This is a genomic window from Aurantimonas litoralis, assembly GCF_026153195.1.
GTDB classification, from domain to species: domain Bacteria; phylum Pseudomonadota; class Alphaproteobacteria; order Rhizobiales; family Rhizobiaceae; genus Aurantimonas; species Aurantimonas coralicida.
This window is the reverse complement of the sequence record NZ_JAPFBM010000001.1, coordinates 26156-40630: the sequence shown is the minus strand read 5'-3', so window position 1 is coordinate 40630 and position 14475 is coordinate 26156. Positions and strand designations below refer to the sequence as shown.

The 14475-nt window shown below is 68.6% G+C and carries 13 protein-coding genes; 12 read left to right on the top strand and 1 reads right to left on the bottom strand.

Going from position 1 to position 14475, the window contains the following annotated elements; all coding sequences use genetic code 11:
- The first annotated feature begins 133 nt into the window (after positions 1 to 133).
- From N7I30_RS00195 to N7I30_RS00170, 6 genes are all read left to right on the top strand, one after another.
- Positions 134 to 1057, top strand: coding sequence for a D-alanine--D-alanine ligase (locus tag N7I30_RS00195; RefSeq protein WP_230784529.1), 924 nt, complete (start codon positions 134 to 136; stop codon positions 1055 to 1057).
- On the top strand, positions 1045 to 1980 hold the full coding sequence (locus tag N7I30_RS00190; RefSeq protein ID WP_024351994.1) for a cell division protein FtsQ/DivIB: 936 nt from the start codon (positions 1045 to 1047) through the stop codon (positions 1978 to 1980). Before N7I30_RS00195 ends, N7I30_RS00190 begins: the two co-directional genes overlap by 13 nt.
- On the top strand, positions 1977 to 3302 hold the full coding sequence (gene ftsA / locus N7I30_RS00185) for a cell division protein FtsA (RefSeq protein WP_187390555.1): 1326 nt from the start codon (positions 1977 to 1979) through the stop codon (positions 3300 to 3302). The genes N7I30_RS00190 and ftsA overlap by 4 nt, the downstream gene beginning before the upstream one ends.
- Before the next feature lie 127 nt (positions 3303 to 3429).
- Complete coding sequence (gene ftsZ, locus N7I30_RS00180) at positions 3430 to 4995, top strand: cell division protein FtsZ (RefSeq protein ID WP_498636008.1); 1566 nt, start codon at positions 3430 to 3432, stop codon at positions 4993 to 4995.
- 320 nt (positions 4996 to 5315) lie between these two features.
- Complete coding sequence (gene lpxC, locus N7I30_RS00175) at positions 5316 to 6254, top strand: UDP-3-O-acyl-N-acetylglucosamine deacetylase (RefSeq protein ID WP_188076297.1); 939 nt, start codon at positions 5316 to 5318, stop codon at positions 6252 to 6254.
- A 177-nt stretch (positions 6255 to 6431) separates the two neighbouring features.
- The gene (locus N7I30_RS00170) at positions 6432 to 7313 is read left to right on the top strand and encodes an outer membrane protein assembly factor BamD (RefSeq protein ID WP_024351990.1); all 882 of its coding nucleotides are present in this window, start codon (positions 6432 to 6434) and stop codon (positions 7311 to 7313) included.
- Positions 7314 to 7341: 28 nt separating this feature from the next.
- Here the strand turns inward: N7I30_RS00170 and N7I30_RS00165 are convergent, their stop codons facing one another.
- On the bottom strand, positions 7342 to 7557 hold the full coding sequence (locus tag N7I30_RS00165) for a hypothetical protein (protein ID WP_498636005.1): 216 nt from the start codon (positions 7555 to 7557) through the stop codon (positions 7342 to 7344).
- On the opposite strand from N7I30_RS00165, the gene recN reads away from it, so the two are divergent.
- The 6 genes from recN to N7I30_RS00135 all read left to right on the top strand — a co-directional run bounded on the left by recN (position 7556) and on the right by N7I30_RS00135 (position 14447).
- Positions 7556 to 9241: a DNA repair protein RecN gene (recN, locus tag N7I30_RS00160; protein ID WP_491391288.1), complete on the top strand. Its 1686-nt coding sequence runs from the start codon at positions 7556 to 7558 to the stop codon at positions 9239 to 9241. The genes N7I30_RS00165 and recN overlap by 2 nt on opposite strands.
- On the top strand, positions 9238 to 10353 hold the full coding sequence (locus N7I30_RS00155; RefSeq protein ID WP_498636003.1) for an FAD-dependent oxidoreductase: 1116 nt from the start codon (positions 9238 to 9240) through the stop codon (positions 10351 to 10353). The genes recN and N7I30_RS00155 overlap by 4 nt, the downstream gene beginning before the upstream one ends.
- A gap of 34 nt (positions 10354 to 10387) precedes the next feature.
- Positions 10388 to 12499 carry an NAD-dependent DNA ligase LigA gene (gene ligA, locus N7I30_RS00150; protein WP_491391286.1) on the top strand — a complete coding sequence of 704 codons (2112 nt, stop codon included), beginning with the start codon at positions 10388 to 10390 and terminating at the stop codon, positions 12497 to 12499.
- Between the two features lie 235 nt (positions 12500 to 12734).
- Complete coding sequence (locus N7I30_RS00145; protein ID WP_187390560.1) at positions 12735 to 13319, top strand: YbjN domain-containing protein; 585 nt, start codon at positions 12735 to 12737, stop codon at positions 13317 to 13319.
- 116 nt (positions 13320 to 13435) lie between these two features.
- Positions 13436 to 14158 carry an AzlC family ABC transporter permease gene (locus N7I30_RS00140; RefSeq protein WP_498636000.1) on the top strand — a complete coding sequence of 241 codons (723 nt, stop codon included), beginning with the start codon at positions 13436 to 13438 and terminating at the stop codon, positions 14156 to 14158.
- Positions 14151 to 14447 (top strand): AzlD family protein, encoded by a 297-nt coding sequence (locus N7I30_RS00135; RefSeq protein WP_024351984.1) that lies wholly within the window; start codon positions 14151 to 14153, stop codon positions 14445 to 14447. Before N7I30_RS00140 ends, N7I30_RS00135 begins: the two co-directional genes overlap by 8 nt.
- Positions 14448 to 14475: the final 28 nt, after the last annotated feature.

The following is a 14475-nucleotide window of genomic DNA, read 5'->3' as shown; positions in this document are numbered from 1 at the left end:
GACCCGATATCTGCCACCCCCATTGTGGCAACGTTACGATTTTCTTGATTTAGCGCGAGTGCCTTAACCCGCGCTTAACCATCTGGCTGCGATGAATGGCTGATACCCTCGTTTTGAGGATGGATCGGGTTCTATGGGCAAGCATGTAGCAGTCTTGATGGGAGGGTTTTCGTCGGAGCGGCCTGTGAGCCTTGCCTCCGGCAAGGCCTGCGCGGCTGCGCTCGAGACCGCCGGCTACACCGTCACGACAGTGGATGTCGACCGGAACGTTGCGGAGACCCTGGCCCACCTGCGCCCGGACGTCGCCTTCAATGCGCTGCATGGGCCCTTCGGCGAGGACGGCACCATCCAGGGCATCCTCGAATATCTGGAAATTCCCTACACCCATTCCGGCGTGCTGGCCTCGGCGCTGGCCATGCACAAGGAACGGGCCAAGATCGTCGCCAAGGCGGCCGGGGTGCCGGTGGCCGAAGCCAAGCTCCGCCACCGCCTCGATGCGGCCGAAAGCCATGTCCTGCCGACGCCCTACGTCATCAAGCCGGTGGCCGAGGGCTCGAGCTTCGGCGTGCTGATCGTCCGCGAGGACCAGCCGCATCCGCCGCAGCAGCTCTATGGCGACGACTGGCCCTATGGCGACATCGTGATGATCGAGCGCTTCATCGCCGGTCGCGAGCTCACCTGCGCGGTGATGGGCGACGTGGCGCTGGAGGTCTGCGAGATCGTCACCGAGGGCCACGCCTTCTACGATTACGATTCCAAATATGTGCCCGGTGGTTCGAGCCATATCGTCCCGGCCGACCTGCCCAAGGATGTCGCGCGCAAGATCCAGGGCTGGTCGCTGGCCGCCCATGCGGCGCTCGGCTGCCGCGGCGTGTCGCGCTCGGACTTTCGCTATGACGACCGGTTCGGTCCGGGCGGCGAGGTGGTCTGGCTGGAGATCAACACCCAGCCGGGCATGACCGAGACCTCGCTGGTCCCCGACATCGCCGCCGCGTCCGGTCACAGCTTCCCCGAACTTCTCAGCTGGATGGTGGAGGATGCCTCATGTCGCCGATGACCGCCCAGCGCCCCTACGGGGCCTATCATGATCATCACGACGACCCGCGGCCGGGTGCCGCCGGCCGGCTGATGCTGCGCACCGCGCGCTTCGGCCGCCGGATCTCGGCGCTCGCCGGCGACGTGGCGCATCTGCCGCTGCCGCGCTTCGGGAGCCTGGCGGCCGTCGTCGTCGGCGCATCGGTCGTCTACGGCGTCGTCCAGGGCGGCCATACGGTCACCGTGGTCGATTCCGTCGCCCAGCCGCTGGGCTTCGCGATCGAGGACATCGACGTCGTCGGCAATGCCGAGACCTCGGAAATCGACGTTCTGCAGGCGCTGTGGCAGACCGGCTCCCAGAGCCTGATCTCGCTCGACCCATCCGCGGCCCGCGAGACGCTGGAGGCGATGCCCTGGATCGACCGCGCCTCGGTCGCCAAGATATTCCCCGGCCGCGTCAAGATCGGCATTTCCGAGCACCGGCCCTATGCGGTCTGGCAGAAGGGCCGGGAATTCGTCGTGGTCAATCGCGAGGGACAGGAAATCGTCCCCTTCGTGCCCGGCCGTTTCGCCGCGCTGCCCATCGTCGTGGGCGCTGGCGCCGCAACCCATGCCGCCGCCCTGATCGATGAAATGGAAGTGCTTCCCGAGCTTCGCGCAAGGGTCAAGGCGTATGTTCGCGTCGGAGACCGCCGGTGGGATCTGCGACTGGAGAACGGCCTGTCCGTTCTGTTGCCCGAAGACCAGCCGGTAGAAGCATTGGCCGAGGTAGCGAGAATGGATCGGGAGAACGGACTTCTGTCGCGGGACATCGTCTCCGTCGACATGCGGCTGTCCGATCGCATGGTCGTCAAGCTCACCCCCGACGCCCTGGTGCGCCGGAACGCGGCCCTCGAAGAGCGCGAGAAGCTCATCAAGCGTAGCCGGAAGGACAAGCCGGTATGAGTCTGTTCAATCGCGGCGGGGACGAATTGCCCCGCATCAAGGCATTGCCGAAGCGCCGCGCCCGGATCATCTCGGTGCTCGACGTGGGCTCGGAAAAGATCTCCTGCCTGATCGCGCGCCTGAAGCCGCGCCTGGCCAGCGAGATGCTGCCCGGCCGCACCCATACGATCGAGGTCATCGGCGTCGGTCACCAGCGTTCCCACGGCATCAAGTCCGGCGTCGTCGTCGACCTCGACGCGGCCGAGCAGTCGATCCGCTTGTGCGTCGATGCTGCCGAGCGGATGGCCGGCCTGACCATCGAATCCCTGATCGTCTCGGTCACCGCCGGGCGCCTGAAGAGCCACAGCGGCTCGGCCGAGATCGCGACCTCCGGCGAGATCGACAAGATGGACGTCGAGCGCGTCCTCGGCATGGCCGCCCGCGTGCCGCTCGACGAGCGCCGCGTGGCGCTGCATTCCATGGCCTACGACCTGGCGCTGGACGGCGAGGGCGGCCTCGACAATCCGGTCGGCATGACCGGGTCGCGGCTCGGCGCCTCGATGCATGTCCTGTCGGCCGAGGAAACGCCGCTGCGCAATCTCGAGGCGGTGGTCAACCGCGCCCAGCTCATGGTCGAGGCCTTTGTCGCCACGCCCTATGCCAGCGCGCTGTCGACCCTCGTCGAGGACGAGGCCGCCATGGGCTCGGCCTGCATCGACATGGGCGGCGGTGCGACCACCATCGCGATCTTCCAGAACGGTCGCTTCGTCTATGCCGACCAGGTCGCCATGGGCGGCCGGCACATCACCATGGACCTGGCCCGCGGCCTGTCCATTCCGCTGGCCGACGCCGAACGGCTGAAGGTCATGCATGGCTGCACGCTGACCGAGCTGATGCAGGACGGCGAGACCGTGCAGGTTGCCGCCCTCGGCGAGGACGGCCACGACGCGCCGGTCACCGTGGCCCGCTCGCTGGTCGCGCGGATCATCCGGCCGCGCGTCGAGGAGACGCTGGAGCTGGTCCGCGACCGGCTGGCCTCGTCCGGTCTCGGCCACGTCATCGGCAAGCGCATCGTCCTGACCGGCGGTGCCAGCCAACTGGCCGGTCTCGGCGATACGGCCCGCACCATCCTGCAGCGCAACGTCCGGCTCGGCCGGCCGATGGGCGTGTCGGGACTGAATCCGTCGAGCAAGGGGCCGGCCTTCGCGACGGCCGTCGGCCTGCTGATCTACCCGCAGGTCGCCCACCGCGAGAACGTCTCGGCGCCGTCCATCGCGACGGTCGCCTTCAACGAGAACACCCGCGCCGGCCGGATCGGATCCTGGCTGAGACGCAGCCTTTGACAACGCCCCCGGCCGCGCGGACGGCCGGGCGAACAACGAGATCGGTGCGCGCCGCGCGCCGCTGAAGAGTCACCAACGAACGGCCGCGCGGCGAACCGGCCAGAACTGCGTGAAAGAGGATCGAACCATGAGCGTTACCCTGAAGAAGCCCGACATCACCGAGCTGAAGCCCCGCATCACCGTCTTCGGCGTCGGCGGCGGTGGCTGCAACGCGGTCAACAACATGATCAACGCCGGGCTGGAAGGCGTCGAGTTCGTCATCGCGAACACCGACGCGCAGGCCCTGCGCTCCTCGCGCGCCGAACGCATCATCCAGATGGGCGTTGCCGTCACCGAGGGCTTGGGCGCCGGCTCGCAGCCGGAAGTCGGCAGCGCCGCCGCCGAGGAATCCATCGACGAGATCTGCGATCACCTCTTGGGCTCGCACATGTGCTTCGTCACCGCCGGCATGGGCGGCGGCACCGGCACCGGTGCGGCTCCCGTCGTTGCCCGTGCGGCGCGCGAAAAGGGCATCCTCACGGTCGGCGTGGTCACCAAGCCGTTCCACTTCGAGGGCCAGCGCCGTCTGCGCATTGCCGACCAGGGCATCGAGGAACTGCAGAAGAACGTCGACACGCTGATCGTCATTCCGAACCAGAATCTGTTCCGGATCGCCAACGACAAGACCACCTTCGCCGATGCCTTCGGCATGGCCGACCAGGTTCTGTATTCGGGCGTTGCCTGCATCACCGACCTGATGGTCAAGGAAGGGCTGATCAACCTCGACTTCGCCGACGTGCGTTCGGTGATGCGCGAGATGGGCAAGGCGATGATGGGCACCGGCGAAGCGTCGGGCGAGGGCCGCGCCATGGCCGCCGCCGAGGCCGCGATCGCCAACCCGCTGCTCGACGAGACCTCGATGAAGGGCGCCCGCGGCCTTTTGATCTCGATCACTGGCGGGCGTGACCTGACCCTGTTTGAGGTGGACGAGGCGGCGACCCGCATCCGCGAGGAAGTCGACCACGACGCCAACATCATTCTCGGCGCGACCTTTGATGAGAACCTGGAAGGCGTCATCCGCGTGTCGGTCGTGGCCACCGGCATCGACAAGGCCGAGATGGAAGCGGCCGAGCACACCGCCGCCTACCAGATCCGTCCGACGGCGGCCCCGGCACCGCGTGCGCTGCCCGAAACGCAGGTCGCGGCCGTGCGTCCGGCGGCCCAGCAGCCGGCCCCGGCCGCAGCACCCGTCCAGGAAGCTTCGGTCCATGCCGAAGCCCCGGCGCCCCAGGCCGAGATGGAGGACGACTTCACCGCCGCCCTTGAGGCCGAGATCGCCCAGGTCAGCCCGGCCGCCGAGCCGGCTCCGCGTGCAGCGGCACCGCGCATGCCCCAGGTCGAGGACTTCCCGCCGAACGTGCGGGCCGAGATCGAGAGCCGTGCGGCGGCCGACGCCCATGACGAGCGGGGCCCGATGGGCCTGCTGCGTCGCCTGACGACTGGCCTGTCGCGCCGCGAGGACGACGAAGCCGCACCGCACGAGGCACGTCATGCGCCGGCCGAGCAGCCGCGTCGTGCCGTGGTCGAGCCGAACCCCTACGCCCCGCGCCGTCAGGCCGCGGAATCGGCGGCCCGTCCGGCCCCGCAGCCGCGCGCCGTCAGCGAGGAAGACCAACTCGAAATCCCTGCCTTCCTGCGTCGTCAGGCGAACTGACCGTCAACGTTGCAGGTTTGACACAAGGCCCGCCGGCACGCTCGGCGGGCCTTTTTTACGGCAAGCGTATGAAATCACTGGCATTCGTGTTTTCGGCCCCGTTCCGGCGGTAACAACGGGTAACGAACCGTGATTTTGTCGAAGGGCCTGTTCGTTCTAGGGAATTTGTCACGAATTGCAGAGTGCGGGATGGCCCGATTCCTCCGAAGGGGGAGAGGGGGCGGGCCAGCACTGACGACGAAGCTCCCGAGCGGGGATGCCGGTATCTGAGACGCGGAGCACCGCGCCGATGCTGGTGGGAAAGGTTGCCGATAGTGCGAATGTTCCAGCAGACAATTGGATCCAGGGTCTATTTCGAGGGCATTGGCGTCCATAGCGGTCTCCCGGTCCAGCTCACCCTGCTTCCGGCCGAGGTCAACACCGGCATCGTCTTCCACCTGTGCGACAAGCAGGGCTACCTGCACGAGATCAAGGCCGTGACCGGCAATGCCGCGCCGATGGATCTGGCGACCGTCGTCGGCGATCCGCGCGGCGCCCATGTCGCGACGATCGAACATCTGATGGCCGCGCTCTACGCCATGGGCGTCGACAATGTCGTCGTGCAGCTCGATGCGCATGAGACGCCGATCATGGACGGCTGCGCCGCCGCCTTCATCAAGGGCATCCGCGAGGCCGACGTCGTCGGCCAGTCGGCCCGGGCCCGCTATGTGCGCGTCCTGAAGCCCGTCTCGGTCGAGATGAACGGCGCCCGCGCCGAATATCTGCCGCACAACGGCACCCGCTTCGAGATCGAGATCGACTTCGCCACCCCGGCCATCGGCCGGCAGGTCTACAAGGCGGATCTCACCGCCGAGCGCTTCGCCCGCGATCTGTCCCGCGCCCGCACCTTCGGCTTCATGAAGGATGTCGAGCGCCTGTGGGCCGCCGGCTCTGCGCTGGGCTCCTCGCTCGACAATTCCGTGGTCATCGGCGACGACGGCCGGGTGATCAATCCGGACGGCCTGCGCTACGACGACGAATTCGTCCGCCACAAGGCGCTGGACGCGGTGGGTGACCAAGCGCTGGCCGGTGCCCGCGTGCTCGGCTGCTACCGCTCCTATCGCGGCGGCCACAAGCTCAACGGTCTCGCGCTGCAGGCGCTTCTTGCCGACCGCCGGGCCTACGAGATCGTCGAGGCACCGTCGCGCCGGGTCGATCCGGTCCGTCATGCGCCGCTGGTCGCCGTCGCGGCGCCCGCCTACGGTCCGCAGACTCTCTGACATCGACATTGCGCAACCGCCGCGTCCGGTCGACAAAACCGGTGTCGCACACGATGACGTGCGCTTGATCGGGACGCTGCGTCACAAAAAAGACGGGTTGAACCGGCTTGAGCGTTGCTGACGACGAAGGCGCGGCGTAAGACAGCCGGGCTTTTGAAAGCAGGGGGATCAGCACGAATGAGCAATCCGCACGACCATCCGGCCTTGCGCCGACTGCGGGTGGCGAAACTCACCGGCGCTCTGGCGCTGGGTCTCGCATCCGCCGGCCTGTCGGGCTGCATGAGTTCGGACACCAGCGACGTCGAGGCGCTTGCGCTCGCCGCCCAGACCGATCCGCCGGACGTCCTGTACAATCAGGGGCTCGCCAATCTCGAAGGCGGCCGTCTCAGCGAGGCGTCCAAGAAGTTCGAGGCCATCGACCGCCAGCATCCCTATTCGGAATGGGCCCGCAAGGCGCTGGTGATGAGCGCCTTCGCCAGCTATCGCAGCGGCGACTACGACACGGCGATCAACTCCTCCAAGCGTTACCTGTCGCTGTATCCCGGCAGCGAGGAGGCGGCCTACGCCCAGTACATCATGGGCCTGGCCTATTACCGCCAGATCCCGGACGTCACCCGCGACCAGAAGGAAGCGGCCCGCGCGGCTGCGGCCATGCGCGAGGTGTTCGAGAAATACCCCGATTCCGAATATGCCGATGACGCGCGCGCCAAGCTGCGCATTGCCCGCGACCAGCTCGCCGGCAAGGAGATGCAGGTCGGCCGGTACTATCTGGAGCGGCGCGAATACGTCGCGGCGATCAACCGCTTCAAGAACGTCGTCGACGTCTATTCCGACAGCCGGCACGTGGAAGAGGCGCTGGCCCGCCTGACCGAAGCCTATTACGCCATGGGGCTGACCCGCGAGGCGCAGGCGGCGGCATCGGTGCTCGGCCAGAACTTCCCGGATTCGCAGTGGTACCGCGATTCCTACCAGCTCCTGCAGACCAACGGCCTGTCGCCGCGTGAAGGCAGTGCGACGTCGTGGTTCGGCGTGGCGGCGCGCAAGATCACCGGCGCCTGAGACAGACCGGGCCGGGGTCCGTCCCCGGTCAGCATTCCTGACGACGCTTGAGGCGGGCATGCGTCACGTCGGGCTGCGGGGCCTGCGTCATCAGGCCGCCGGGCAGGCGCGGCAGCCGCGCGCACGGACGCGGTGACGGCTCCGGCGGTTTTCGCCGATTGCCGGTGCGCTTGGCTCCGATCCGCACTATCTTGACGAGCCATTGCCATTTCGGTGGCGGTTCAGTACCGACGATCCCGGTCATGCTCGTTCATCTTTCGATCCGCGACATCGTTCTCATCGAACGGCTCGACATTGCCCTCGACGAGGGTCTCTCCGTGCTCACGGGCGAGACCGGCGCGGGCAAGTCGATCCTGCTCGACTCGCTGTCGCTCGCCCTCGGCGGGCGCGGCGATGGCGGCCTGGTGCGCCATGGCGCCAAGCAGGGCGAGGTGACGGCGGCCTTCGACCTGCCGTCCGGCGCCGGCGTGCGGGCGATCCTCCTCGACAACGGTTTCGACGAGCAGGATCTCAGCGAAGGCGACCTGATCCTGCGCCGCATCCAGACCGCCGACGGCCGCACCCGCGGCTTCATCAACGATCGTCCCGCCAGCGTCTCCCTGATGCGCAGCGTCGGCCAGGCGCTGGTCGAGATCCACGGCCAGCACGACGACCGCGCGCTGATCGACCCGCAGGCCCACCGCACGCTGCTCGACCAGTATGGCGGGCTGCAGCAGGAGGCGGCCTTCGTCGCCCGCGCCCATGCCGACTGGCGCGCCACCGAGCACGAGCTGCGCACCCATCGCGCCCGCGTCGAGGCGGCGGCCCGCGAGGCGGACTATCTGCGCTCTTCGGTCGACGAACTCTCCGACCTGGCACCGATCGCCAGCGAGGAGGAGGAACTGGCCGAGCGCCGGCAGGTGATGATGCGGTCCGAGAAGATCGCCACCGACGTCAACGACGCCCATGAGGAGCTGTCCGGTTCGTCCTCGCCGATCCCGCAGCTCGCCGGCCTCCTGAAGCGGCTCGACCGCAAGCGCGACGAGCTGCCCGGCCTTCTGGACGAGCCGATCGACCGGCTGGACACGGCGCTCGACGCGCTGTCCGACGCGCAGATGGCGCTGCAGACGGCGCTGCGCTCGCTGGAGTTCGATCCGCGGGCTTTGGAAGAGACCGAGGAACGGCTGTTCGCGCTGCGCGCGGCTGGCCGCAAATATTCGGTGCCGGTCGACGATCTGCCGGAACTGACCGCCCGGATGATCGGCGACCTGGCGGATCTCGATGCCGGCGAGGAGCGGATGGGCAAGCTGGAGGCCGAACTGGCCGAAAAGCGCCGGCTTTTCGACCGCGCCGCCGCCGAACTGTCGGAGAAGCGCCGCACCACCGCGCGGCTTCTGGAAGGCGCAGTGATGGCCGAACTGCCGGATCTGAAGCTCGACCGCGCGACCTTCCTCGTCGAACAGACGAGCGACCCCGAAAGCCCGTCCGCCGCCGGCATCGACCAGATCGAATTCTACGTCCAGACCAACCCCGGCACCCGCGCCGGCTCGATGATGAAGGTCGCCTCGGGCGGCGAGCTGTCGCGCTTCCTCCTGGCGCTCAAGGTGGCGCTGGCCGATCGCGGCTCGGCGCCGACACTGGTCTTCGACGAGATCGACACCGGCGTTGGCGGCGCCGTGGCCGACGCCATCGGCCGCCGTCTCGGCCGGCTGGGGCGCAACGTGCAGGTGCTCGCCGTCACCCATGCCCCGCAGGTTGCCGCGCGCGCCACGACCCATCTCCTGATTTCCAAGGGCAGCGCCGCCTCCGGCGAGGACCGCGTGGCCACCCGCGTCGCGCCGATCGGCGAGGACGGAAGGCGCGAGGAGATCGCTCGTATGCTGGCGGGCGAGACGGTGACCGACGAGGCCCGCGCCGCCGCCGCCCGGCTCATCGGCGCGGGGGCGTGACCGTGACGGCCCGCCGCGTCCTGATCGCAGGCGCCGGGCCGGTCGGACTGGCCGCCGCGGTGGAGTTTCGCCGCCGGGGCTTTGCGCCGCGCATCGTCGATGCCGGCGAGGGGCCGACGCCGGAGGACCAGTCGCGGGCGCTCGGCGTCTTGCCGCGCACGCTCGACATCCTCGCGGCGTCCGGCATCACCGACCGCCTGCTGGCCGAGGGCAACCGGATCTCGCGCATGGCCGTCGCCGACAATGGCAAGCGGCTGTTCGAGATGACCACGGCGCCGGCCCATACGGCGCATCCCTTCATCCTGACCCTGCCTCAGGGGCGCACGGAGCGCCTGATGATCGCATGGCTGGCCGCCCATGACGTGCACGTCGAATGGGGCGTCGCCTTCCAGACGGTCGCTGACACCCACGCCCCGCGCGTCACGCTCTCTACCGGCGAAACGATCCCGGCGGACATCGTCGTCGGCGCCGACGGCGCCCATTCGGCGGTGCGCGAGGATGTCGGCATTCCGTGGAGCGGCGCGGGCTATCCGGCGGAGTTCGCCCTGGCCGACGTGGTCTTCGACAAGCCGGTCGATCCCGCTGTCGGGCGCATCGACCTGCGCAGCGGATCGGCCGATCCCGGCGGCGCCGTCGCCATGCTGCCGCTGGGCGCCCGGCGCGGCCGCTATGTCGGCATCGCGCCGTCGACGGAAGCGCTGATCGGCGATGTGCCCGGCATCGAATCCGTGACCTGGGCTTCGCGCTTCCATGTCAGCTTTCGCCACGCCGAGCGCATGGCCAAGGGCCGGGTGTTCCTCGCCGGCGATGCCGCCCATGTCCATTCGCCGGTCGGCGGGCGCGGCATGAATCTCGGCATCTGGGACGCGGCGACCCTGGCCTTCCTGGCCAGCGAGACCCGCGAGACCGAATATGAGATGCGCCGGCTCCCCTCCGTGCGCTCCGTCATGGATGCGACCCGCCGGGGCACCGACTTCATCGCGGCGCCGCCACCAGCCGCGCTCCTGGCGATGCGCTATCTGATGCCGCTGGCGGCGTGGACCCCAGGGCTGCGCGGGCGGATCGCGGACCGCATTCTCGGCCTCGACCTGCCGCAGCCCGAATGGCTATGACGGGCCGGACAAACAGCAGGGATTCGGACGGGCGATGAGCGACAAGGCGGTCGAGACGCTGGACAGGGACGAGGCGGCGGCCGAACTGGAGCGGCTGGCCGGCGAGATCGCCGAACATGACCGGGCCTATTACCGCGAGGATGCGCCGACCGTCACCGACGCCGAATACGACGCGCTGCGCCGGCGCAACGCCGCCATCGAGGCCCGCTTTCCCGAGCTGATCCGCGAGGATTCCCCGTCCGCGCGGGTGGGGACCGAGGTGTCGGAGAAGTTCGGCAAGATCCGCCATGCCGTGCCGATGCTGTCGCTCGACAATGCCTTTTCCGACGAGGATGTTGCCGACTTCGCCAAGCGCGTGCGCCGCTTCCTGAAGCTCGACGACGACGCGCCGCTGGCCATTACCGCCGAGCCGAAGATCGACGGCCTGTCGCTGTCGCTGCGCTACGAGAAGGGCGAACTGGTCTCGGCCGCCACCCGCGGCGACGGCGCCACCGGCGAGGACGTGACCCGCAACGCCCGGACCATCGACGACATCCCGAACCGGCTGAAGGGCAGGGCGCCGGAGGTCTTCGAGGTGCGCGGCGAGGTCTATATGAGCCATGCCGCCTTCACCGACCTCAATGCCCGCCAGGCCGAGGAGGGCAAGCCGGTCTACGCCAATCCGCGCAATGCCGCCGCCGGCTCGCTGCGCCAGCTCGACGCCGGGATCACCCGCGCCCGCAAGCTGCAGTTCTTTGCCTATGCCTGGGGCGAGGCGAGCGAGGTGCCGGGCGAGACCCAGACCGAGGTCGTCGCGGCGATCGAAGGCTTCGGCTTCCCGGTGAACGCGCGGATGAAGCGCTTCGAGACCATCGAGGGGCTGATCGCGCACTACCACGCGATCGAGGAGAACCGGGCCGGGCTCGGCTACGACATTGACGGCGTGGTCTACAAGGTCGACAACCTGGCGCTGCAGAAGCGCCTCGGCTTCGTCTCGCGCTCGCCGCGCTGGGCGATCGCCCACAAGTTTCCGGCCGAGCAGGCAACGACGGTGCTGCGCGCGATCGAGATCCAGGTCGGCCGCACCGGCGCCCTGACGCCCGTGGCCAAGCTTGACCCGGTCAATGTCGGCGGCGTCATGGTCGCCAACGCGACGCTGCATAATGCCGAGGAGATCGAGCGGCTGGATGTGCGGGTCGGCGACACGGTGCAGATCCAGCGGGCCGGCGACGTGATTCCGCAGGTGCTCGGCATCGTCGCGGACAAGCGCCCGGAGGGCGCCGAGCCCTTCGCCTTTCCCACGACCTGTCCCTGCGAGCTGAAGACCGACGTGGTGCGCGAGGAAACCGCCTCGGGCGCCCAGAGCGTCGTGCGCCGCTGCACCGGCGAGTTCGCCTGTCCCTTCCAGCGCCGCGAGCATCTGAAGCTCTTCGTCTCGCGCAAGGCCTTCGACATCGAGGGGCTCGGCGACAAGCAGATCGACCTGTTCTACGACGATCCCGATTTTCAGGTCCGCACGCCGGCCGACATCTTCCGCATGCATGGCCGCAATCAGGAGGGGCTGAAGAAGCTGAAGGACAAGGAGGGGTTCGGCGAGGTCTCGGCGAAGAACCTCTTCGCGGCGATCGAGGCGCGGCGCACCATTCCGCTCGACCGGCTGATCTTCTCCCTCGGCATCCGCCATGTCGGGGAGACAACGGCGAAGACGCTGGCGCGGGCCTATGGCACTTTCGAGGCCTTCCATGAGGCGGCGCTGAAGGTGGCGGCCGGCGACGAGGAGGCGAGTGGCGAGATGGACGCGCTCGACGACATCGGCGGGGCCGTCATCACCGCGACGGCGCGGTTCTTCTCCGAGGACCACAATCAGAAGCTGGTCGAGGACCTCGTCGCCGAGCTCGACGTGCAGCCGGCCGAACAGCCGGCGGCAACGTCGCCCGTTTCCGGCCAGACCATCGTCTTCACCGGTTCGCTGGAGAAGATGACGCGGGACGAGGCCAAGGCGATGGCCGAAGGGCTGGGGGCGAAGGTCGCCGGCTCGGTGTCGAAGAAGACAGATCTCGTGGTCGCCGGGCCGGGCGCCGGCTCGAAGCTGAAGAAGGCCGCCGAGCTCGGCGTCGAGGTGATCGACGAGGATGCCTGGTTCGTGCGGATCGGCCGCGACGCCTGACGGCGATTCGCCGCGACAATCTCCGGTTCGGGCTCGCGCGCCGGCGTGATGGCCGGGCCGGCGTCGGCGGGGCGCCATCGTTTGGAGCCGCGCGCGGCAACTGACGTCGGGGCCGCCGGGCGGGCACGATGTATCCCCGCCACGGTCGCCGCCAGAACCGCAGCACGTCGCCGATCGCGGCTTGCAGGTCCTTGATACAAGGCAGAGATTGGCGGCGTCCGAACAAGGAATCCCTATGCTCCTCTGCCCGCCGCGCCTCTTGCGCACCGGTCTTGCCGTCGCCCTGATCACCATCTCTGCGGGAGCCGTCTCGGCCACCGCCGTCTCGACGCCGCCGGCCGTCGAGGAGGAGCCGGGCCTGTTGTCGCGGTCGCTGGCGGCGAAATCGGGCACCGAGGCGGCCGAAATGACCGCCGACATCCTGCGCGCCGACGACACCGACACCATCCTCGACATCGCGCAGGGCTATGGCGAGGCCGAGCTCGTGACGACCGAGACGGGCGATCCGGTGATCACCGGCATCATCAACGGCGTCGCCTACCAGCTGTTCTTCCTCGATTGCACCGACGGGACGGACTGCGAGGTCGCCAATTTCTACGCCATCTGGGACCGGCCCGACGTGGCGCTCGACGCGCTGAACGCCTGGAACCGCACGCATCCGTTTCACAAGGCGTATCAGACCGAGGACCAGTACCCGGTGGTCGAGCTGAACCTGTCGCTGCGCGGCGGGGTCACCCGTACGCAGCTGAACGACGCCTTCGATCGCTGGACCATCGCGCTGGCCGAGTTCGAGGCGCAGATTCTCGACCCGTCGCTCTGAGCCGGGGGCGGGCGCGACGCGCCGTTCATCCGGGCACGGCTTGTGTGCGGCGCATCGAAGAAGCATAAGCCGGGCTGAGTAATCGGCGCGCGCCCATCCACAAACCCGAGTGTCCAGTGACCGAGACCACCCGATCGGAGATCCGCGCGGCGTTGCGCGAGCTTCTGCCCGTGCTTCTCGCCGTCGTGCCCTTCGGCATGGTCTACGGCACGATCGCGACGGCGGAAGGGCTGAGCTTTGCCCAGACCATGGGCTTTTCGGCGACGGTCTATGCCGGCGCCTCGCAGCTCGCGGCGCTGCAGCTCATCGGGCTCGGCGCGCCGGTCTGGTCGGTGCTCTTGGCCGTGGTGGCGCTGAACTTCCGGCACGTGCTCTATTCGGCCTCGGTCGGGCGGCACCTGCATCGCTTCTCCGGCCTGCAGAAGGCGATGGCCTTCTTCTTCCTGGTCGATCCGGTGTTCGGCGCGGCCGAAGCGCGGGCCAGCGTCCAGCCGCTGACCAAGACCTTCTACTTCGCCTATGGCTGCGTGCTCTATGTCGGCTGGCTCGCCTCGTCGGCGCTCGGCGCGGTGTTCGGGTCGCTGATCGACGATCCGTCGCGCTATGGGCTGGATTTCATCCTGCCGGTCTATTTCCTGACGCTGCTGATGACGTTTCGCGCCCGTAGCGGCTTCTACCCGGTGGCCCTGACCAGCGCGGCGGCGTCCATCGTCGTCTATCTGACCCTCGGGCCGCCCTGGCACGTGACGCTGGGTGGTCTCGCCGGCATTGCGGTCGCCGCCCTCATGCCGCCGAAGCCGGCGGCCGCACCCGCGCAAGGGGAGGGCCGTCATGGATGAGATCTGGTGGATCATCCTGCTCGCCGGCGGCCTGACCTATCTGACGCGCACCGGCGGGCACCTGCTCTTGGCGCGCATCGGCAGCATTCCACCGCGGCTCGATGCGGCGCTGAACGCCGTGCCGGCAGCGGTGCTGACGACCATCGTCACTCCGGCGCTGGTCTCCGGCGGCTGGCCCGAGCGCATCGCCATCCTGGTCTGCATAGTCCTGGCGCTGCGGCTGCCGCTGATCGTCACCGTGGCGATCGGCACGGCGATGGTCGCCTTCGCCCGCGCCGCCGGTTTCTGAAGCCCCACAAGAAAACGGGCCGGCAGAG